The sequence below is a fragment of the Tropicimonas sp. IMCC34011 genome (assembly GCF_003390865.1).
Taxonomy (GTDB): domain Bacteria; phylum Pseudomonadota; class Alphaproteobacteria; order Rhodobacterales; family Rhodobacteraceae; genus Tropicimonas_B.
On sequence record NZ_QMEJ01000001.1, the window covers coordinates 350,216 to 370,257 of the forward strand.

At 65.6% G+C, this 20,042-nt stretch carries 17 protein-coding genes; 12 read left to right on the forward strand and 5 right to left on the reverse strand.

From position 1 onward, the window contains the following. The gene (locus DQG15_RS01765) at positions 1–774 is read right to left on the reverse strand and encodes a 3-hydroxybutyrate dehydrogenase (RefSeq protein WP_116082249.1); all 774 of its coding nucleotides are present in this window, start codon (positions 772–774) and stop codon (positions 1–3) included. Between the two features lie 348 nt (positions 775–1,122). Between DQG15_RS01765 and DQG15_RS01770 the strand changes: the two genes are divergently transcribed. From DQG15_RS01770 to DQG15_RS01815, 10 genes are all read left to right on the forward strand, one after another. Further along, positions 1,123–2,934: an extracellular solute-binding protein gene (locus DQG15_RS01770; protein WP_116083676.1), complete on the forward strand. Its 1,812-nt coding sequence runs from the start codon at positions 1,123–1,125 to the stop codon at positions 2,932–2,934. 201 nt (positions 2,935–3,135) lie between these two features. Then, entirely contained in the window at positions 3,136–3,483 is a 348-nt protein-coding gene (locus DQG15_RS01775; protein WP_157968868.1) for a hypothetical protein, read from the forward strand. 60 nt (positions 3,484–3,543) lie between these two features. Continuing rightward, a complete protein-coding gene (locus DQG15_RS01780; RefSeq protein WP_116082253.1) occupies positions 3,544–4,179 on the forward strand; it encodes a DsbA family oxidoreductase in 636 nt (211 codons plus the stop codon). A gap of 275 nt (positions 4,180–4,454) precedes the next feature. Continuing rightward, positions 4,455–5,696 carry a multidrug effflux MFS transporter gene (locus DQG15_RS01785; protein WP_232830667.1) on the forward strand — a complete coding sequence of 414 codons (1,242 nt, stop codon included), beginning with the start codon at positions 4,455–4,457 and terminating at the stop codon, positions 5,694–5,696. A 72-nt stretch (positions 5,697–5,768) separates the two neighbouring features. After that, positions 5,769–6,728: a lysophospholipid acyltransferase family protein gene (locus tag DQG15_RS01790; RefSeq protein WP_116082256.1), complete on the forward strand. Its 960-nt coding sequence runs from the start codon at positions 5,769–5,771 to the stop codon at positions 6,726–6,728. A 197-nt stretch (positions 6,729–6,925) separates the two neighbouring features. Next, positions 6,926–8,569, forward strand: a complete 1,644-nt coding sequence (locus tag DQG15_RS01795) for a peptide ABC transporter substrate-binding protein (RefSeq protein WP_116082258.1) — start codon at positions 6,926–6,928, stop codon at positions 8,567–8,569. A gap of 47 nt (positions 8,570–8,616) precedes the next feature. Next, on the forward strand, positions 8,617–9,540 hold the full coding sequence (gene oppB, locus DQG15_RS01800) for an oligopeptide ABC transporter permease OppB (protein ID WP_116082259.1): 924 nt from the start codon (positions 8,617–8,619) through the stop codon (positions 9,538–9,540). After that, on the forward strand, positions 9,540–10,466 hold the full coding sequence (locus DQG15_RS01805; protein WP_116082261.1) for an ABC transporter permease subunit: 927 nt from the start codon (positions 9,540–9,542) through the stop codon (positions 10,464–10,466). Before oppB ends, DQG15_RS01805 begins: the two co-directional genes overlap by 1 nt. Further along, positions 10,466–11,470: an oligopeptide/dipeptide ABC transporter ATP-binding protein gene (locus tag DQG15_RS01810; RefSeq protein ID WP_116082262.1), complete on the forward strand. Its 1,005-nt coding sequence runs from the start codon at positions 10,466–10,468 to the stop codon at positions 11,468–11,470. Before DQG15_RS01805 ends, DQG15_RS01810 begins: the two co-directional genes overlap by 1 nt. Further along, positions 11,467–12,462, forward strand: a complete 996-nt coding sequence (locus DQG15_RS01815; RefSeq protein WP_116082264.1) for an oligopeptide/dipeptide ABC transporter ATP-binding protein — start codon at positions 11,467–11,469, stop codon at positions 12,460–12,462. The genes DQG15_RS01810 and DQG15_RS01815 overlap by 4 nt, the downstream gene beginning before the upstream one ends. Before the next feature lie 98 nt (positions 12,463–12,560). Here the strand turns inward: DQG15_RS01815 and DQG15_RS01820 are convergent, their stop codons facing one another. Both DQG15_RS01820 and DQG15_RS01825 read right to left on the reverse strand, forming a co-directional pair. After that, the gene (locus DQG15_RS01820) at positions 12,561–15,710 is read right to left on the reverse strand and encodes an efflux RND transporter permease subunit (protein WP_116082266.1); all 3,150 of its coding nucleotides are present in this window, start codon (positions 15,708–15,710) and stop codon (positions 12,561–12,563) included. After that, on the reverse strand, positions 15,707–16,879 hold the full coding sequence (locus DQG15_RS01825) for an efflux RND transporter periplasmic adaptor subunit (RefSeq protein WP_232830668.1): 1,173 nt from the start codon (positions 16,877–16,879) through the stop codon (positions 15,707–15,709). The genes DQG15_RS01820 and DQG15_RS01825 overlap by 4 nt, the downstream gene beginning before the upstream one ends. Positions 16,880–17,200: 321 nt before the next feature. Between DQG15_RS01825 and DQG15_RS01830 the strand changes: the two genes are divergently transcribed. After that, on the forward strand, positions 17,201–17,464 hold the full coding sequence (locus tag DQG15_RS01830) for a hypothetical protein (protein WP_116082269.1): 264 nt from the start codon (positions 17,201–17,203) through the stop codon (positions 17,462–17,464). A gap of 8 nt (positions 17,465–17,472) precedes the next feature. On the opposite strand, the gene DQG15_RS01835 is transcribed toward DQG15_RS01830, so the two are convergent. Together DQG15_RS01835 and DQG15_RS01840 are read right to left on the reverse strand one after the other, a co-directional pair. Continuing rightward, the gene (locus tag DQG15_RS01835) at positions 17,473–18,201 is read right to left on the reverse strand and encodes an RlmE family RNA methyltransferase (protein ID WP_116082271.1); all 729 of its coding nucleotides are present in this window, start codon (positions 18,199–18,201) and stop codon (positions 17,473–17,475) included. 102 nt (positions 18,202–18,303) lie between these two features. After that, on the reverse strand, positions 18,304–19,416 hold the full coding sequence (locus DQG15_RS01840; protein ID WP_116082272.1) for a Ppx/GppA phosphatase family protein: 1,113 nt from the start codon (positions 19,414–19,416) through the stop codon (positions 18,304–18,306). Positions 19,417–19,693: 277 nt separating this feature from the next. On the opposite strand from DQG15_RS01840, the gene DQG15_RS01845 reads away from it, so the two are divergent. After that, a complete protein-coding gene (locus DQG15_RS01845; RefSeq protein ID WP_116082274.1) occupies positions 19,694–20,005 on the forward strand; it encodes a virulence factor in 312 nt (103 codons plus the stop codon). Positions 20,006–20,042: the final 37 nt, after the last annotated feature.

Sequence of the window (20,042 nt, forward strand, 5' to 3'; positions counted from 1 at the left end):
TCAGAGCGCCGTCCAGCCGCCATCGACGCTGATGGTCGTGCCGGTGATCTGCCGCGCCGCATCAGAGCACAGGAAGGTCGCGACGCCGCCGATCTCCTCCACAGTGGCGAATTCCTTGGAGGGCTGACGGTCGAGGATGACCTTCTCGATGGCCTCCTCACGCTCCATTCCGTACTGCTTCATCGTATCCGGGATCTGCGCCTCGACGAGCGGGGTCATCACGTAGCCGGGGCAGATCGCATTGCAGGTGATATCCTCCCGGGCGGTCTCGAGCGCGATGGTCTTGGTCAGGCCGACGATGCCGTGCTTGGCGGAGACGTAGGCGGACTTGTAGGGGCTCGCGGTCAGGCCATGGGCCGAGGCGATGTTGACGATCCTCCCCCACCCGGCGGCCTTCATCATCGGAATCGCCGCGGCGATGGTGTGGAAGGAGGAGGACAGGTTGATCGCGATGATCGCGTCCCACTTCTCCTGCGGGAACTCCTCGACCGGGGCGACGTGCTGGATGCCGGCATTGTTAACCAGGATATCGCAGGCGCCGGCCTTCTCGATCAGCTGGCGGCACTCCTCACCCTTCGACATGTCCGCCTTGATGTAGAGGACCTCGGATCCCGTCTCATCGGACAGCTTGCGCGCCAGGGCGTGGTCCTCCTCGCTGTCGGTGTAGGAGTTCAGCACAACGCGCGCTCCGGCCTGAGCGAACGCCGTCGCGACGCCGAGGCCGATGCCACTGTTCGATCCCGTCACCACCGCCGTCTTGCCATTCAGCTTCATGTGATCGCCCTCAGCGTTGTTTGCACTCGCGGCATAGCATAGGCGACGGGTTCGCTGTGGCCAGTGCGCAGGCCGCGCGGGGTCGATTCCATTCGAGTGAGCTGCTCGGGGGTCGTGCCGGCACGTTTTACCTATGCGGGAAACAGGCGGCGCGACCGGGCAAAAAAAAGCGCCCGCACAAGGCGGGCGCAAGTTATTGAGGCAGGTTTCATACAGGCAAGAAACCTATCGAGCAGTGCCCTCTATATAACCGTCAAAATACGGACGTCAAAGTTAAAAGTTTGAATCGCCCATGCCGGCCCCGTAGCATCGCCGGCGACAGGAACACGGCAGATGATGAGGCAATCCATGACCCCCTTCCGAGCGCAGGCGACGGCACTGGCCGCGATCTGGACGATGGCGGGCGCGGCCGCGGCCGACCCCACCCACGGCATTGCCATGTACGGCGATCCCGCGCTCCCGGAGGGGTTCGAGGCGTTGCCCTACGCCAACCCCGATGCCCCCAAGGGCGGCCGTTTCACCTTCGCCGAGATCGGCTCCTACGACAGCCTCAATCCCTTCGTCCTGAAGGGCAGCCCGGTCTACGGCCAGCGGGTCTACGGGTACGAATCGCTCATGGGCCGATCCTACGACGAGCCGTTCACGCTATACGGCTGGCTGGCCGAATCGGTCGAAACAGGACCGAATCGGGAATGGGTGGAATTCACGATTCGCCCCGAAGCCCGATTCTCCGATGGCTCCCCCGTTACCGCTGAAGATGTCCTATGGTCATTCGAGATCCTCGGGACGGAAGGCCATCCCCGCTATCATTCCGCATGGGACAAGATTGCGAGTTCCGAAATCGTGGGCGAGCGGACCGTACGATTCGAGTTCTCGGAGGAAGACGACGAACTGCCCCTGATCCTCGGCCTTCGTCCGATCCTGAAGAAGGCGCAGTTCGAGGACGTCGATTTCGCGGCGGCGTCGAACACCATCCCCGTCGGCTCCGGTCCCTACACCGTCGGCCCCTACGAGCAGGGCCGGTACATGGTTCTGGAACGCGATGAAGATTGGTGGGCCGCGGACCTGCCCCTGATGTCCGGCTTCCACAATTTCGACGAGATCCGGTACGAGTGGTTCGGCGACGGGGACGTGGCCTTCGAGACCTTCCGCGCTGGCGAGATTTCCTCGAACCGCGAAACGAACATGGGCCGCTGGCAGACGGCGTACGATTTCCCGGCTGTCCGCAGTGGCGATGTCGTCCTCTCCACCATTCCGCACGAGCGGCCCTCCGGCATCCTCGGCTTCGTGATGAACACCCGCCGCGCGCCCTTCGATGACTGGCGCGTGCGTGAAGCGCTGATCAACGCGTTCAACTTCGAGTTCATCAACTCCGCGATCAACGGCGGCACGGAGCCCCGGATCTGCTCCTACTTCTGCAACTCCGTCCTGGCGATGGAGGGCGGCTCGGCGACAGGCCGCGTCGCCGAGCTCCTGGAGCCGTTCGCGGATGAATTGCTGCCGGGGGCGCTCGAGGGCTATTCCCTTCCCGTCTCCGACGGCTCCGAGGCCAACCGCGCCGGCACCCGTACCGCGATCCGGCTTCTGGGCGAGGCGGGATATGCCATCGACGGCGGCGTGATGACCCACGAGGAGACCGGCGAGGCCCTCTCCTTCGACATCGTCCTGCCTCAGAGCGCCGGACAATACGCGACCGCCGCGGAACTCTACGTCGAAGGGCTGAGGCGGATTGGCGTCGATGCCGAAGTCGTCACCGTGGACAGCGCCCAGTACAAGGAGCGCTCGGACGCCTACGATTTCGACATGACGATCTACCAGCGCGCGGTGTCTCTCTCCCCCGGCAACGAGCAGTATCTCTACTGGGGCGCGGACGGCGTCGACGAGCCGGGCACCTACAACTGGATGGGCGCGGACAACCCGGCCATCGAGGCGATGATCGGTGCAATGCTCACGGCCGAGAGCCAGGAGGATTTCCGGGCCGCCGTGAAGGCCCTCGACCGCGTGCTGACGACCGGGCGCTACGTCGTGCCCTTCTGGTACTCCCCGGAGAGCCACCTCGCCCACGTCAAGGAGATCAAGTACCCCGAGACCATAGCGATGTACGGCGACTGGCTCGGCTTCCAGCCGGATGTCTGGTGGTACGAGGAAGCCGCCGAGTAACGGCGCATCGGATTGTGACATTCAGGGGCCCGGACGCGATGCGTCCGGGTCCTTTCACATTCAGCCTCGGCCGCACCTCGTCTTGCCGGTAGCCGCGATCCTGACTTGGGGGCATCCGCCCCGGAGGGAACCATCCTCCGGGCCGAAGTCTTGTCCCGCGACATCGATAATCACACCGACACAGATGCTGGAGACGAGAAGATGGACTGGGCCCCGATCGCACGGAACTGGGATGAGATGCTGGACGGGATCGAGGATCGCTGGCCGAATCTCGCACATTCCCGCCTCGTGGAGATCGACGGCGACCGGGAGGCGTTCACCCGTTACCTGATGGAGGCCCACGCCCTCAGGCAGGTCGAAGCGAACGAGGAGATCGACGAGTTCATGACGTCCAACATGCCCATCGACGCGCGCATGGACGAGCTGAACGACAACGCCAACATCACCTTCTCCGGACGGTCCATCCCCGAAGGAGAGGACGTCTATGCCGAGGACGGCGATTTCGGTGACGACGACACCGCCGAGCCGCCGGCCGGTCGGACGGATTGATCCGGAGCTCCCGGGCGCCCGGCCTCGCGAAGTACGGCAGGATCTGCTAGAGCCGCGTCCATGATCACGCTCGACATCATTTCAGATCCCGTTTGTCCGTGGTGCTACATCGGCAAGGCGCATCTCGACCGTGCGCTTGCCGACCGCCCCGACCACCCCTTCACCATTGCCTGGCATCCATTCCAGCTCGACCCGGAAATACCGCGGGGCGGGCTCGATCGGGGCGAGTACCTCGAGGGCAAGTTCGGCTCGAAGGAGGCCGTCGTACAGCTCCATACGCGGATCGACGAGGCTGCGAGGGATGCGGGGCTGCAGATCGACTGGGAGACCATCAAGCGGTCACCGAACACCATCGATGCGCATCGCCTGATTCACTGGGCCGGGATCGAGCGTAAGCAAGGCGCGGTGGTAGACGCTCTCTTCGCGGCCTACTTCCAGGAGGGCCGGGATATCGGCGATCGGGACGTCCTTGCGGATATCGCGGATGGGGCCGGGCTCGACGCCGCGGCCATCCGCCGCCTTCTGGACGGCGACGCGGACACGGCCGAGATCGAGACACGGGAGGCGCATTCCCGCGAGCGCGGCGTATCGGCCGTTCCGACCTTCATCATCGCCAACCAGCACGTCGTTCCGGGCGCGCAGCAGCCGGACCTCTGGCTCAAGCTCATCGACGAGATCAACGCGCAACTCGCCTGAGGGCTCGGGCTGCCGCGCAGTATACTCAGCCCGACCTTCTCAAGGCCCCGTCTCGCTCAAGAGATGCGCCGCTCTGTGCCGGCGTGCATCCTGCCTTCCGAACGGCGCGCGATCCTGCACGGGTGCACAGGTCTGACTGCCCCCTTGCCGACTGGCCAGTGCAGAGAGGGCAGTCTAAGGACTGCACGCAGGGAGAGACCCGAAGCCGCCTCGCGTCGGCGTGGCCAACATTCAAATGCGCGCCCGGTCCGCCCGGGACCATCCCGAGGTGCCCAATGCCACGTCGCTTAGCCGTTCCCGAATTCGTCGTCATGCTCGCGATGCTGTTCGCCTGCGTCGCCTTCTCGATTGACGCCATGTTGCCCGCCCTGCCCCAGATCGCGGAGGACCTGACGCCGGATGCGCCCAACAAGGCGCAGCTCGTGCTGACCGCCTTCGTGTTCGGCATGGGGATCGGCACGCTCTTCAGCGGGCCGCTCTCCGACACGTTCGGACGCAAGACCGTCATCACCTTCGGCATCGGCGTGTTCATCGCGGGCGCGATCGGGTCCTGGCAGGCCGAGAACCTCGAGACGATGCTGGCTTTCCGGGCTCTCCAGGGCCTCGGGGCCTCCGCGCCACGCATCGTGGCGCTTGCCATGGTGAGGGATCTCTACGAAGGCCGCCGCATGGCGCAGATCACATCCTTCATGATGATGATCTTCATCCTCATCCCCGCGATGGCCCCCTCCGCCGGGGAGCTCGTGATGAACGCATTCGGCTGGCGGTCCATCTTCCTCGCCTTCGCCCTCTTCGGTCTTTTGGGCTGCACCTGGCTGAATATCCGCCAGGACGAGACACTGCCGCTCGACAGGCGGCGCTCCCTGCGCCTCGGCGGCCTCTGGACCGCGGTGAAGGAAGTCCTGACGAACAAGCTCGTGCTGATCTACATCGCCGTGCTGACCCTCGGCTTCGGCCAGATGTTCGCCTTCCTCTCGTCGATCCAGCAGATCTATGCCGAGATCTTCGGCATCACCGATAGCTTCCCCCAGTGGTTTCTCGTGCAGGGCCTGATCGCCGGGACCGGCACGATCATCAACGCGACGCTTGTCATGCGGCTGGGTATGCGCCGCCTCGCCATCGCCGCCTATGGTGCGCAGACGGCGATCTCCACGCTGCTCGTGCTGCTCGAACTGTCCGGCCTCCTGCCGGAGGCGCTCTTCTTCCCGGCCTTCTTCTTCTGGGCGACGAGCGTCTTCTTCATGGCCGGCCTGACCTTCGGCAACCTCAACGCGCTTGCGCTGGAGCCGATGGGCCATATCGCGGGCCTCGCCTCCTCCGTCGTCGGCTGCGTCTCCACCATCGGGGCGGTGATCCTCGCGGCGCCCATCGGCCTTGCGTTCAACGGCACGATCGTTCCGCTCTCGGTCGGCGTGCTGATCTGCTCGGCGGTGGCCCTCGTGCTGATGATGAAATCCCGCAAGCTCGATCCGGTGCGCAAGCGGCAGGTGTCCGGACATGCGACCGCCCAGCACTGACAGGACGGCCAGATGTTGCGCCGGTCGGTCCGGCATCCTATCCCTCCTTCCGCCGTCTGAGGGGAGGAGGAGATGAGCGAGGAGGAGGAGCCTCTCACGGGGAGCGTCAAGGACAGGGCCGTCGATGCGGTCCTGCGCGCCGCGATCTGGGCCGCGCGCCGCCTGCCCTACGAAACCCGCGTTCCCCTCTTCGGCACCCTTTCCCGCCGCGTCTTCACGCCGCTCGCGGGCTACGACGCGCGCATCGCCGAGAACCTCGACTACGTCTTCCCGGACATGCCGCCCGCCGAGCGCAGGCGCATCGCGGCCGAGGTCGCCGACAATGCCGGCCGGATGCTGATCGAGAACTACTCCGCTCCCGAGCTTCTTAAACGCGCGGCAAAGATCGATCCCGAAGGGCCCGGCATGGCGGCGCTCATGGAGGCAAAGGCCGCGGGGCGGCCCGTCATCGTCATCTCCGGCCATTTCGGCAATTACGAAGCCGCGCGCGGATGCCTGAACGGGCGCGGGCTTGCGCTCGGCGGGCTCTATCGCCCCATGGCCAACGCCTTTTTCAACGCCCACTACGTCAGGACCATGGAGAATGTTGGCAAGCCAATGTTCGCCTCCGACCGGACCGGCATGAAGGGACTAATCCGCCATCTGTCGCAGGGCGGGCGGACGATGCTTCTCAACGATCTCTACATCGGCAGCGGGCGGGAACTCGAATTCCTCGGGCGTCCTGCGATGACGGCGGTGTCGGCCGCCGAGATGGCGACGCGCTACGATGCCCTCTTCGTGCCGGCCTTCGCGATCCGGCAGCCGGACGGCATCAATTTCCGCGTCATCGTCGAGGAGCCTATACCCGACGGCGATCCCGAGAGCAGGATGCAGGAGTTCAACGCGCGGCTCGAGGCCATGGTGCGGGCGTATCCGGGCCAGTGGTTCTGGATTCACCGCCGCTGGAAGCTCAAATGGGGCAAGGGCAAGGGCCCCGGCGCCCGCCCGGGCCTGCACCCGGCCGCCCTTCCGCAGCGGAAGCGCCGGAATTGAGGCCTTCGGGCGCGATCAGACCGCACTGAACCGGGCGGCACTAGCGCCCAATCTCAGTGCAATTGCGTAAGGTCATGGCAAAGATCCGATCACACCTCCATGGACTGGCCTTGCCAAGGATCGCATCCAATGCTGGACTGACACGATGACGACGCCGCAAGACGCGTCGACCCCAGGCCCCTTCAGGAGGATCCGCAATGTCACGTTCCCTCGTATCATCCCTGTTGCTGAGCACCGCGCTCGCATTCCCCGCCGTCGCCCAGGAGACCGCCCCGGACGGCACGCCCCTCGCCGAGGAGCAGGTCTTCACCTACCGCGAACTCGATGACATCAAGTCCTTCGATCCGCAGATTTCCACCGACGTCTCAGGTTCCAAGATCCTCCGCGACCTCTTCGAGGGCCTCTACAACGACGACATCGACGGCAACCAGGTCCCCGGCATGGCGACGGACCATGAGCTGAGCGAAGACGGCAAGACCTACACGTTTAACCTGCGCGAGGCGAACTGGTCCAACGGCGAGCCGGTGACGGCGTCCGATTTCGTCTATGCCTGGCGACGCCTCGTCGATCCCGAAACCGCCTCCGAATACGCGTGGTACATGGAGCTGATGGGCGTCGAGAACGCCTCTGCCATCGTCGAGGGCGAGATGGAGCCTGAAGAGCTCGGCATCCGCGCCGTCGACGACCAGACGCTCGAAGTCACGATCGAGACGCCCCTGCCCTACTTCATCTCCATGCTGACGCACCCCTCGACCTTCCCGGTCCCCGAGGCCGTGGTCGAGGAGCTGGGCGATGCCTGGACGCGGCCCGGCAATCTCGTCGGCAACGGCGCCTACACCCTGACGGAATACAATCCCGGCGAACGGGTCGTGCGGGAGCGCAACCCCGAATACTGGAACGACGAGGAGACGATCCTCGACCGGACGGTCACGCTGATCATCAATGACGAGAACCAGGGCCTGACCCGCTATCTCGCCGGTGAACTCGACATGACAGATATCCCCTCCGGCCAGTATCCGCGCCTGTCGGAGGAATACCCCGACGAGGCCCATTCCTTCCCGCGGTCCTGCTCGTACATCTACTGGTTCAACCAGGGTGAGAACGGCAACCCGGCCCTGAAAGACGAGCGCGTCCGCAAGGCGCTGTCCTACGCCATCGACCGCGACATCATCGTCGAGCGCATTCTCCAGGGCGGGCAGTATCCCTCCTACAACTGGACCCACCAGGCGACCGCGGGCTTCGATCTGCCCGAGATCGATTATGCCGGCTGGACCCAGGAAGAGCGCAACGAGCGGGCGAAGGAACTGATGGCGGAGGCCGGTTACGGCCCGGACGGCGAGCCCCTGACCGTCACGATCCAGTACAACACCGATGAGAGCCACCGGAAGATCGCCGTGGCCGTCAGCCAGTTCTGGAAGCAGACGCTGGGTGTGAATGTCGAGCTGGCCAACTACGAATGGGCCACCCATACCGACCGTCTCCAGGACGGCAATTACGAAATCGCCCGCTACGCGTGGTGCGGCGACTACAACGAGGCATCGACCTATCTCGACCTGATGACTTCCTACTCGGACCACAACGTCTCGGGCTGGACCGACGAGACCTACGACGAGCTGATGAGCGAGTCGAAGACGATGGAAAATCCCAATCCGAACTACACCGAGGCCGAGCAGATCCTCGCGGAGAACATGCCCTTCGCGCCGATCTATCAGTACACCGGTGTTCTGATGGTGGATCCGCAGGTCCGGAACTACCCCTTCGATAACCTGATGCAGAACTGGTACTCGAAGGATCTCTACATCGCGGCCGAGGACGCCCCGGCCTCCTCCTCCGCAAACTGATGGTCAAAGGGAGGCCGGGCGCGCGTCGCCCGGCCTCCTGATCCCTCATGCTCTCGTTCATTCTCAAACGTCTGGCCGTCGCGATCCCGACGCTTCTCGTCCTGATCGTGCTGTCCTTCGTGCTGATGCACGCCGCGCCCGGCGGGCCGTTCACGCGCGAGCGCGCGATTCCGCCCGAGGTGCTGGCCAATCTCAACGCCCGCTACGGCCTCGACGAGCCGCTCTGGAAGCAGATCGGCACGTATCTGTGGAACATCGTCGCCCATTTCGATTTCGGCCCCTCCTTCGTCTACCCGTCCCGCACGGTGAACGACGTCATCGCGCAGGGTTTCCCCATCACTCTGACCTACGGCGCCATCTCCTTCCTTGTCGCCGTGATCGTCGGGTGCTCGCTCGGGGTCGCGGCCGCCATCAAGCAGAATTCCTGGCTCGACTACCTCGCCGTCGGCGTCTCCATCGGGGCGCAGGTCCTGCCGAACTTCGTCATGGCGCCGATCCTCGTCCTCGTCTTCACCCTGTGGCTCGGCTGGCTGCCGGGCGGCGGCTGGAACGACGGGCAGTGGGAATACCTGGTCATGCCGGTGGTCGCGCTTTCCACCTCCTTCATGGCGTCGATCGCGCGGATCACCCGCTCCTCGATGCTGGAGGTCCTGGCGCAGAACCACATCCGCACCGCGCGGGCCAAGGGCCTGCCGACGCGGCGGATCCTGCTGCGCCATGCGCTGAAGCCGGCCATGCTGCCGGTGATCTCCTATCTCGGGCCCGCCTTCGTCACGATGATCACGGGCTCCGTCGTCATCGACCTGTTCTTTTCGACGGGCGGGATCGGCCTCTTCTTCGTCAACGCCGCGCTCTCCCGCGACTATTCGGTGATGATGGGGATCACGATCCTGATCGGCGGGCTGACCATCCTCTTCAACCTCGTCGTGGACATTCTCTACGCCTGGATAGACCCGAGGATCCGCTACTGATGCTCGTCGAACAGCAGAAAATGGAAAGCCTCGCCGGCCGTCTCGTCGAGGAGGAGGTCAAGGGCCGCTCTCCCTGGGCGGACGCGAGGCGCCGCTTCGTGCGCAACAAGGCCGCGATGTTCGGACTTGTCATCCTCGTCTTCGTCGGCGCCTTCGCCCTCTTCGGCCCCTACATCGCGGCGTGGTCGATCGACGAGCTCGATTTCATGGTCCTCGGACAGGTCGCCGAGCTCGGCGGCCCCTCGATCGAGACGGGGCATTATTTCGGCACGGACGACCTCGGACGGGACCTCTTCGCCCGCGTCGTGCAGGGCACGCAGATTTCGCTCATGGTCGGTCTTGTCGGCGCGGCCATCGCGGTCATCGTCGGAACGCTCTGGGGCGCCATCGCGGGATATGTCGGCGGCGCCACGGACAACGTCATGATGCGAACCGTCGATATCCTCATGGCGATCCCCTACATGTTCGTCCTGATCCTGCTCCTCGTCATGTTCGGCCGCTCCATCGCCATGCTGTTCTTCGGCATCGGGCTTCTGTCCTGGCTCGACATGAGCCGCATCGTCCGGGGCCAGACGCTCAGCCTCAAGAACATGGAGTATATCGAGGCCGCGCGCGCCACCGGCGTCTCCGGCTTCCGCATCATCCTGCGCCATATCGTGCCGAACCTCCTCGGCATCGTCGCCGTCTACGCCACGCTGCTCGTCCCGCTGATGATCCTGACGGAGAGCTTCATCTCCTTCCTCGGTCTCGGCGTGCAGGAGCCGCTGACGAGCTGGGGCGCGCTCATCTCCGAAGGTGCCGGGACGATGCAGTACGGCACGCTCTGGCAGCTTCTCTTCCCGCTCTTCTTCTTCGTGATCACCCTCTTCGGCTTCTTCTTCGTGGGAGACGGCCTGAGGGATGCGCTCGACCCCAAGGATCGCTGATGCCCCTTCTCGAGATCGACGACCTCAGCGTCTCCTTCGACACGCCGGACGGCACGGTCAGCGCCGTGCGCGGCGTGTCGATGGCGCTGGAGGCCGGAAAGACGCTGGCCATCGTCGGCGAAAGCGGGTCGGGCAAGTCCCAGACCGCCTTCGCCGCCCTTGGCCTTCTGGCAAAGAACGGCCGCGCCACGGGCTCCGTGCGCTTCGAGGGAGAGGAGATCCTGAACGCGCCTCTCAAGGCGCTCAACAAGATCCGGGCTGAGAAGATCGCAATGGTCTTCCAGGACCCGATGACCTCGCTCAATCCCTACATGCGCGTCTCGGACCAGATGAGCGAGGTGCTCATGCACCACAAGGGCATGGGCAAGAAGGAGGCCGTCGCCGAGGCCGTCCGGATGCTGGACGCGGTCCATATCCCGAGTGCCCGGGAACGCATCCGGCTCTACCCGCACGAGTTCTCCGGCGGCATGCGCCAGCGCGTCATGATCGCAATGGCGCTGCTCTGCCGTCCGCGGCTTCTGATCGCGGACGAGCCCACCACGGCGCTCGATGTGACCGTTCAGGCGCAGATCATGTCGCTCTTCTCGGAGCTCCAGTCGGAATTCGGCATGGCCCTCTTGCTGATCACGCACGATCTCGGCGTCGTCGCAGGCTCCTGCGAGGATGTCGTGGTGATGTATGGCGGCCGGATCATGGAGAAGGCCCCGGTGGACCCGCTCTTCGCCGATCCGGTCCATCCCTACACGCTCGGCCTTCTCCGGGCGATCCCGCGGGTCGACAAGGGGTCAGAGGAGCTTTTGACGATCCCGGGTGCGCCGCCCAACATGACCAATCCGCCGCCGGGCTGCCCCTTCCGCCCGCGCTGCGCCTGGGGCGGTGACGATTGCGATGCCGTCGTTCCGCCGCTGGATTCGGTCGGCCCGAACCGGTCCCGCGCCTGCATCCGCCCGGTGGAGACCATCCGCGAGGGCATTCCGGCCGATTACGAGGAGGCGCTGCCATGAGCGAGCTTCTGCGCGTCGAGGATCTCCGCGTCACCTTCGACATTCCCCGCCGTGGCGCCCTGCCCTTTGCCGAGCCGCTGCACCTGCGCGCCGTGGGGGGTGTGGACTTCACCCTGAACGCCGGCGAGACCCTCGGAATTGTGGGCGAATCCGGTTGCGGCAAATCCACGCTCGCCCGCGCGCTCATTCGCATGGTGCCTGGCGAAGGCCGCGTCGTCTGGATGGGCGGGGACGACCTTCTCGCCGTCTCGCGGCGCAAGATGCTCAGCTATCGCAGCGAGATCCAGATGATCTTCCAGGATCCGCTCGCCGCGCTCAATCCGCGGATGACGGTTGGCCAGATCATCGCCGAGCCGCTCCGCACGCATCGCCCCGACCTTTCCTCCACGGAGGTGAAGACGCGGGTGAAGGAGATGATGGACCGGGTTTCGCTCCTGCCCAACCAGATCAACCGCTACCCGCACGAGTTCTCCGGCGGCCAATGCCAACGCATCGGCATCGCGCGCGCGCTGATCGTCGAGCCGAAGCTTATCATCTGCGACGAGCCGGTCTCGGCGCTCGACGTGTCGATCCAGGCCCAGGTCATCAACCTTTTGATGCGCCTGCAGAAGGAGCTCGGTCTCGCGCTGATCTTCATCGCCCATGACCTCTCCGTCGTGCGGCACATCTCCGACAGGGTGATGGTCCTGTATCTCGGCCGGATCATGGAGATCGCGGAGAAGCACGACCTCTATGCAAATGCGCGGCATCCCTACACGCAAGCCCTGATGTCCGCCGTTCCGGTGCCCGATCCCGATATCGAGCGCACAAAGGACGTGATCGTGCTGTCGGGAGAGCTTCCCTCGCCGCTCGATCCGCCGTCAGGCTGCGTGTTCAGGACGCGCTGCCCCCGGGCGCAGGCCCTCTGCGCCGAGCGGGACCCGGTGCTGGAGGAGAAGCCCTCCGGCCGCCCCGGACAGCGTATCGCCTGCCACTTCGCCGACGAAACCTGACCGGATCCGCATAAAGAAAGCCGCATAACCCCATGCGGCTTCTCTTTTTTAACTAAAATTAACGCCGGAGGTGGGACGCCGCGCCATGCGGCGCCTCCTTACTCGGCTGGCTGTGCGATTGGCTGCGGACGGGCGGCGAGCGGGCCGTCCCGCAGGGCCCGGCGCTTCTTCTTGAGCGGCAACATCAGCATCGCCGGCGTCACCACGAGCGTCAGCACCGTCGCAACCGTCAGGCCGCCCGCAATGGCGGAGGACAGTTCCGTCCAGTACTGCGTCGAGGGCGCGCCGTAGACGATGTCCCGCCCCATGACGTCCACCGACAGCGCGAAAACCATCGGCATCAGTCCGAGGGCCGTCGTGATCGAGGTCAGGAGCACCGGCCGGAAGCGCTGCGCGCCCGACCGGATGGCGGCTTCCATCGGCGACAGCCCCTCGGCGCGGAGCTCGTTGTAGGTATCGATCAGCACGATGTTGTTGTTCACCACGATCCCGGCAAGCGCGATCACGCCGACACCGCCCATGACGATGCCGAAGGGCCGACCGGTGACGAGGAGCCCGAGGAGGACACCCGCCACGGAGAAGATGATCGCGGTCATCACGATGACCGATTGCGCGAAGCTGTTGAACTGGGTCAGCAGGATCGCGAACATCAGCGCGATGGCGACGAGGAACGCCGTCCCGAGGAAGATCATGCTCTCCTGCTGATCCTCCGCCTCGCCCCCGAAGGACCAGTCAACGCCCGGCGGCAACTCCATCTGTTCGAGCGCACCGCGAAGGGCGTTGATCTGGTCGTTCGCCAGCAGCCCCTGGGCCACGTTGGCTTCGATGGTCACGACGCGTCGCTGGTCGATCCGGTGGATCAGGCCCGTGCGCGGGGACGGCTCGAAGGTGACGAAGTTGCCGATCGGAATGAGGCCCGCATTGGTCGGAACGCGCAGGCTCTGAAGCTCTTCGAGCGTCCGCTGCCCGGCCGGGAAGCGCACACGGATATCGACCGAGCCGTCCACGTCGCTCGGGCGATACTCGGCCACCGTGATCCCTTGCGTCAGAAGCTGCACGGCCTGCCCCAGGAGGCTCACGTCGGCGCCGAAGCGCGCGGCCTCGGACCGGTTCAGCTCGATCCGCCATTCGACGCCCGGAATGGGCAGCGTATCGGTCACGTCGATATAGCCGCCGATTTCCTCCATCGCCTCGCGCACCTGCTCGACCACGGCGACCTGCGAGTCTGGATCCCGGATGCTGAGCTGAAGGTTCACCGGCTTGCCGGCGGCGGGGCCTTCCTGCGCGGTCTGTACCTGCACATCGATGCCCGGGATGTCCTGCATGTCCTCCCGGATCCGATCGCCGATGACGGCCGCGGTCGGACGGGTATCCCATTCGTCCAGCTCGAGCTGGATGGTGCCGATGACCTCCTCGTCGCTCTGCCGATCCGCCGAGGTCCGCGCATAGACACTCTCGATGTTATCGTAACGGAGCAGGCGGGCCTCCACCTCGCGCACAAGAGCGTCCCGTTCGTAGATGGAGAAGCTGTCTCGCGCGCGGACCTCAACCTGCATGAAGTCCGGCTCGATCTCGGGGAAGAAGGTGATCCCGGTGCCGAGGCGGCTATAGGCCGTGAAGGCGCCGACGAGGAGCGCGACGGCAAGCAGCAGCGTGGCCCAGGGGCGCTTCACGGCGGCGGTCAGAAGGCGGACATAGGCGCCCGTGACGCCGCCGATCCGCCGGGGATCTCCCGTCTCGGCCTCGTACATCGTCCGTTTCGCTGCCCGCGTCTGGGGCTGCCGGCGCCCGATCAAACCGCCAAGGACTGGGATGAAGATCAGCGCCATGAAGAGCGAGGCGGTCAGCGTGAGGATGACCGTGATCGGCAGGAACTTCATGATCTCGCCCACGGTCCCCGACCAGAAGAGGAGCGGGAAGAACACAGAGAGCGTCGTCAGCGTCGAGGCGATGATCGGCCATGTCATCCGCTTGGCGGCGTAGGAATAGGCCTCCCTGGGGCTCGCGCCGTCCATGAGCTTCCGGTCCGCGAGTTCGGTCGTGACAATCGCCCCGTCCACCAGCATCCCGACAACGAGGATGAGGGAGAAGAGCACGATGATGTTCATCGTGAGCCCCATCGCATAGAGCGTCAGGACGCCGGCGAGGAATGCGCCCGGGATCGAAAGGCCGACGAGGATCGAGGAGCGGAAGCCGAGCGCCCAGACGATCACGACCATGACGAGGATGATCGCCGTGATGACGTTGGATTCGAGGTCGCTCAGAAGATCGCGAACCTGCTGGCTCTCGTCCTGGAGGTAATCGATCTGAACGCTGTCGGGCCAGCCCTCCTGTTCGGATGCGATGACCTCCTTGGCCGCTTCCACCGTCTCGATGATGTTGGCACCCGAGCGTTTCTTGATCTCGAGCGCCAGCGCGGGCTGGCCGCCGATGCGCGCAAAGCTGGTCGGATCCTCGAAAGTCCGGCGAACAGTCGCGACGTCCCCGAAGGTCACGACGGTCGTGCCGGAGACCTTGATCGGCAGCTCCATCACGTCCTCGAGGTTCTCGATGAGGCCGGGCACCTTGATCACGATCCGCCCCGCGCCGTTCTCGATCGCACCGGCGGCGATCAGGCGGTTGTTGCGGTTGATCTGACCGATGAGCTCCTCGAAGCTGATGTTGTAGGTCTCGAAGACCGTAGGGTCGATCAGGACCTCCATCAGCTCCGTTCGCTCGCCGCCCACATCCACCTCGAGCACGCCGGCCAGACTTTCGAGGCGCGTCTGCAGATCCTCGGCAAGCCGGTTCAGCGTCCGCTCCGGGACCGGGCCGGACAGGGTCGCGGTCAGGATCGGGAAGAGCGCCGTATTGACCTCGTTGACGCTGGGCTCGGAGGCATCCTCGGGCAGTTCCGTCGAGGCGGTATCCACTGCCTCGCGCACCCGGTCGAGCGCCTCTGCCGCATCGAAGCCGGCATCGAATTCAAGCGTTACGGAGGCATAGCCCTCGCCCGCGCTTGCCTCCATCTGCTTCACGTCCTCGATGGAGGACATCTCGGTCTCGAGAGGGGAGACCAGGAGGCGTTCCGCGTCTTCGGGCGAGATCCCTTCCAGCGTCGTGACGACATAGATGACCGGGATCGGCACCTCCGGCATCGATTCCTTGGGGATCGTGATATAGGCGTAGGCGCCTGCACAAAGAACGCCGATCAGGACGAGCGCGACGACGCGGGCGCGGTCGAAGGCGCCGTCGATGATCGCGTTCATTCCGTGGCCTCCGCACTGGCGTTGGCGCTCTCGGCGGCCAGGGCCGCGCCCGCGAGGCTGGCATCCTCCGCCTCTTCGGCCGCGGCATCGGACGTTTCGCCAGCCGCTTCGACGTCCGTTTCGGTCTCGCTCTCGTCGCGGGGCGTGACCGTCTCGCCGTCACTCACAAAGCCCTGCCCCACGGTGATGATCCGAGCCGTTTCGGGCAAGCCGGCGACCCAGACGCCCTCGGTCTCGGCACGGATGATGGTCACGGGGTGGAACGTCACGACATTGTCGTCATCCACCGTCTTGATACCGAGCTCGCCCGATGTGCCGAGGGACAGGATGGCGGGTGACAGGAAATGCCCCAGCGCCTCGCCTGTCGGAATGCGGACCGAGGCCGAGATCCCGGCCGGAATCTCCCCCCCGTCGTTCGGAACCTCGATCTCGGCGGTGAAGGTCCGGGTCTGGGTGTCGGCGCTGGTGCCGACGAAGACGACCGTGCCCTCCCGCTCCTCGCCGGTGATGAACGTGACCTCGGCGGGGAGCCCCGGCCGCACGCCGCGCAGGATCTGCTGCGGCACCTGGATGCCGACGGTCAGGGGCGAATTGTCGACGATCCGGGCCACCTCTGCGCCCGCCTGGACGACTTCGCCGACATTCATGTCCAGCACTTCGACCCGGCCCGCGAAGGGCGCGCGGATCTCGGTATCCTCGATCGCCTCCTCGGCGGCCGCAACCTGCGCTTCGGCGGCAGCGAGCGCCGAGCGGCTCTCGGACACCCGGTCCTGCGTGCCGACGCCCCGGTCGAGGAGGGTCTGCGCATTGTCGAAGGTCCGCTGCGCCTGGGCGCGGGCTTCGCGCGCGTTCTCCAGATCCGCCCGGCGTTCGGCAAGGGCGATCCGCCCCAGGAGCGCGCCCCCTTCGACATCCGAGCCCTTCATGGCGGCGACCTCGTCGATCGTTCCCGACGTCTGCGCGACCACCGCGGTCTGGCGATCAGGCTCGGCCTGCCCCTCGGCGAGGAATTCCTCGATCACCGAGGAGGCTTCGCTCGTTCGCACGGCGACGGAGACCGGCGCAGGCCCCTCCTCCGCTTCGGCGGACTGGGCAGGCTCGGCCGCCTCTTCGGTCATGAACCCGCTGCCCATCCAGACGGCGAGCAGCACGACGATCAGTCCCGCCACCCATTTTGATCTGGACGCACCGCGGTCACCGTCGAAGTTCATTTCCTCTCGCCGGGGCGTGGGTGTCTCGGCGGGCGGTGCATCGGTCTGTGACACGTGACTCGGTCTCTATGCGGAGGAACTGGAATGCGACGAGCATGTAATCGGTGTTGCGTCAATTTCACAGGTGCCGCCGGGAAATTGACGTTGCGGACGGTGCACAATCAGGACAGTCGCTGCGCGCCCGTGCGCGCAACCCCCACCGCCCCGTCCTGTTTGTGCGCATGAGCCCCACGCGGTCGATTTCTTGCCACGGCCCGAATCGCGCCCTAATCTTGCCACATGAAGGTGGACCAGTTCGCATTCCTCGCCGTGGTGCCGGCGATCATGACCCGCCGCGGGGTCTGCGCGATCCTGAGCATCCTCTTCGCACATCTGGGCACGGATCAGATCGAGGCGCGCATCTCCGGCGAACCACTATGCGCGCAGATGGCCCTCATCGGAGCGGCTGTCATCCTGCTGGCCGCCCTCACGGCCCTTTTTGCCGGGGCGGGCGCAACCGGGCCGGTGGCATTTTGGGCCACCATCGCCATTCTCGCGCGGTAGGAGGCGGGTCAGTCTTCCGAAGCGTCGACGCGGCCCTTGAAGCCCATGGCCACGACGTACTTTTCCGACGAATCCGAGCGGCTTGCCGGGGGCTTCACGTTCGCCACCTTCTCGAACCTCTTCTTCAGTTCCGCCTGAAGCGTGCCCTCTGCCCCGCCCGCCAGGACCTTGGCGACGAAGGTCCCGCCCGGCTCCAGAACGTCGAACGCGAACTCGGCCGCCGCCTCGCAAAGGGCGACGATGCGCAGGTGGTCGGTCTGCTTGTGACCGGAAGAGGCCGCGGCCATGTCCGACAGGACCACGTCCGCCGGGCCGCCGAGCCAGTCCTTCGCGATCACGTCTGCGCCCTCGTCGAGGAAGTCGAGCACGTAGGTCTCTGCGCCGGGCACTGCCTCGATCTCCCGCAGGTCGAGCCCGACGACGAAGCCCTGTGCCTTGTTGCTGTTGCCCCGAAGCGCGTTCGTGCGCTCGACAGCGACCTGGCACCAGCCGCCCGGCGCACAGCCAAGGTCGATGACGCGGGTCCCTGGCTTGAGAAAGCCGAAGCGGTCGTCGAGTTCGATCAGCTTGAAGGCGGCGCGGCCGCGGTAGCCTTCCCGCTTGGCGCGGGCCACGTAGGGATCGTTCAATTGTCGCTCGAGCCAGCGGGTCGAGGACGCACGTCGACCGCGGGCGGTCTTCACCCTGACCTTGAGATCGCGCTGTCCGCGGCCGCTGTTTCCGGGGGTCTTAGCCATGAAAGTCGCTCGCGCCTGTCGCTCTTGGGGGCCGCCGCATCGGCCGCCATCCTGCTTTAGCGCCCCGCATAGACCGGGGCGCCGCATTGCGCCACCCGTCCGTCAGTAGGGCCCGTCCTCCAGCACGCCATCGGCGCACATCTGGGCATAGAGCAATCCCTCGCGCAGTCCCCGGTCCGCGACCGAGAGCCGGTCCGTCGGCCAGGCCCGCATCAGCGCCTGAAGGATCGCGGAGCCGGACATGATGAGCGACTGCCGGTCCCGGCCGATCCGGGGGTCCGCCCGCCGGCCCTCTTCGCCGAGCGAGAGGTAGTCACGGATCACTAGGTCGATCTGGTCCGAGGTCATGCGCAGTCCGTCCACCTTGGTCCGGTCGTAGCGCTTGAGACCGAGATGTGAGGCGGCGACGGTGGTGACCGTCCCGGAGGTGCCTATGATCTGGAAGCCCTCCCGCGTCTGGTCGGACTGGTAGGGCGTGAAATCCGCGAGGCATTCCTCGAAATGGCAGGACATCAGCGCGAAGCGGCCGGCATCGTCGTCCACGTCGCGGAACTGGTCCTTCAGCGTCGCGACGCCGAGCGGGACGGAGATCCAGTCCACCACCTTCGCGGCCGGGAACGGGCTGTCCATGGTGGAAAAGCCGCGGTGCAGACGCATGATGGCGCGCGGCCGTTCCAGGGGCGGCACGCGGGACAGGTCGATCCAGACGAGCTCCGTGGAGCCGCCGCCGATGTCGACGACGAGAAGCTGCTCGGTCTTGGTCGAAACAAGCGGCGCACAGGAGACGACGGCGAGCCGCGCTTCCTCTTCGGGCTGGATGATGTCGAGCCTGAGGCCCGTCTCCCGACGCACGGCGTTCAGGAACTCCGCTCCGTTGCGGGCGCGGCGGCACGCCTCGGTCGCCACGAGCCGCATGCGCTGCACGTTGTGCTTCTGAAACTTGGACTTGCAGATCTTCAGGGCCTGAATGGTCCGGGCCATCGAGGCCCGGCTCAGCCGGCCGTAACTTTCGAGACCCGAGCCGAGCTGCACGGATTTCGAGAAACTGTCCACCACATGGAACTGGCTGCCCTTGGGCTGGGCCACGAGCATGCGGCACGAATTGGTCCCCAGATCCAGCGCGGCATAGGGCGCATCCGGATCGGGGGGTCTCGGCGCGAGGGGTTCGACCGTCATGGGGAACGCCGCCGCGCCTGTGGGACGCCTGGGCGTCATGATCACGCCCTCCTATCGGTTGATATGATAGTAGGCCTGGCGGGACGAAAGCGCAACATTTGCCATGCGCGCGCCTCTACGTCATGCCGTTCCCGCCTCCGGGCCGTGATGAAGATTTCGGCGATTGCATGGCTGTGGCGCCATCGCGCGAGGCGGTCTAGAAGGAAACCCGGCGGCGTGGCGCGATGTCGCGCGTGTCGTCCGCAGTGTCGAAATCCGCCATCAACGGAAGGCGGGTACACTGTAAACCGAGTGGAAGATCGAAAGGACGCGCCTCATGGCGGAGCTTACCATCGTGTACTGGCGGGACATTCCGGCGCAGGTGATCGTCGGCAAGGGCCGGCGCGCGGCAAAGGCGATCCTGCCCGAGCGCTTCGAACAGGCGATTGACCGCTGCGCCATGAAGGTCGGCGCGAAGGATGACGACGCCTACCTTGCCGAATGGCGCAAGGTGCCGTCCGGCGAGCGCGAGGGCGCTCCCGAAGAGGCCGCCGCGAGCGAGGCGGCGCGGATCGATGCGGAATACGACACGGATTTCCTGAAACGCCTGATCGCGAATGACGGACACGCAGAACCACGGACGACCTGACGGACCTATCCACCATCCACGCCAGCCTGGAGCCGCC

Coding starts and splice junctions, on each gene's coding strand:
- DQG15_RS01770 (WP_116083676.1), top strand. CDS start 1,123: ATGACCCCCTTCCGAGCGCAGGCGACGGCACTGGCCGCGATCTGGACG.
- DQG15_RS01845 (WP_116082274.1), top strand. CDS start 19,694: ATGGCGGAGCTTACCATCGTGTACTGGCGGGACATTCCGGCGCAGGTG.
- DQG15_RS01830 (WP_116082269.1), top strand. CDS start 17,201: ATGAAGGTGGACCAGTTCGCATTCCTCGCCGTGGTGCCGGCGATCATG.
- DQG15_RS01815 (WP_116082264.1), top strand. CDS start 11,467: ATGAGCGAGCTTCTGCGCGTCGAGGATCTCCGCGTCACCTTCGACATT.
- DQG15_RS01780 (WP_116082253.1), top strand. CDS start 3,544: ATGATCACGCTCGACATCATTTCAGATCCCGTTTGTCCGTGGTGCTAC.
- DQG15_RS01835 (WP_116082271.1), bottom strand. CDS start 18,201: ATGGCTAAGACCCCCGGAAACAGCGGCCGCGGACAGCGCGATCTCAAG.
- DQG15_RS01805 (WP_116082261.1), top strand. CDS start 9,540: ATGCTCGTCGAACAGCAGAAAATGGAAAGCCTCGCCGGCCGTCTCGTC.
- DQG15_RS01775 (WP_157968868.1), top strand. CDS start 3,136: ATGGACTGGGCCCCGATCGCACGGAACTGGGATGAGATGCTGGACGGG.
- oppB (WP_116082259.1), top strand. CDS start 8,617: ATGCTCTCGTTCATTCTCAAACGTCTGGCCGTCGCGATCCCGACGCTT.
- DQG15_RS01765 (WP_116082249.1), bottom strand. CDS start 774: ATGAAGCTGAATGGCAAGACGGCGGTGGTGACGGGATCGAACAGTGGC.
- DQG15_RS01795 (WP_116082258.1), top strand. CDS start 6,926: ATGTCACGTTCCCTCGTATCATCCCTGTTGCTGAGCACCGCGCTCGCA.
- DQG15_RS01785 (WP_232830667.1), top strand. CDS start 4,455: ATGCCACGTCGCTTAGCCGTTCCCGAATTCGTCGTCATGCTCGCGATG.
- DQG15_RS01810 (WP_116082262.1), top strand. CDS start 10,466: ATGCCCCTTCTCGAGATCGACGACCTCAGCGTCTCCTTCGACACGCCG.
- DQG15_RS01820 (WP_116082266.1), bottom strand. CDS start 15,710: ATGAACGCGATCATCGACGGCGCCTTCGACCGCGCCCGCGTCGTCGCG.
- DQG15_RS01790 (WP_116082256.1), top strand. CDS start 5,769: ATGAGCGAGGAGGAGGAGCCTCTCACGGGGAGCGTCAAGGACAGGGCC.
- DQG15_RS01840 (WP_116082272.1), bottom strand. CDS start 19,416: ATGACGCCCAGGCGTCCCACAGGCGCGGCGGCGTTCCCCATGACGGTC.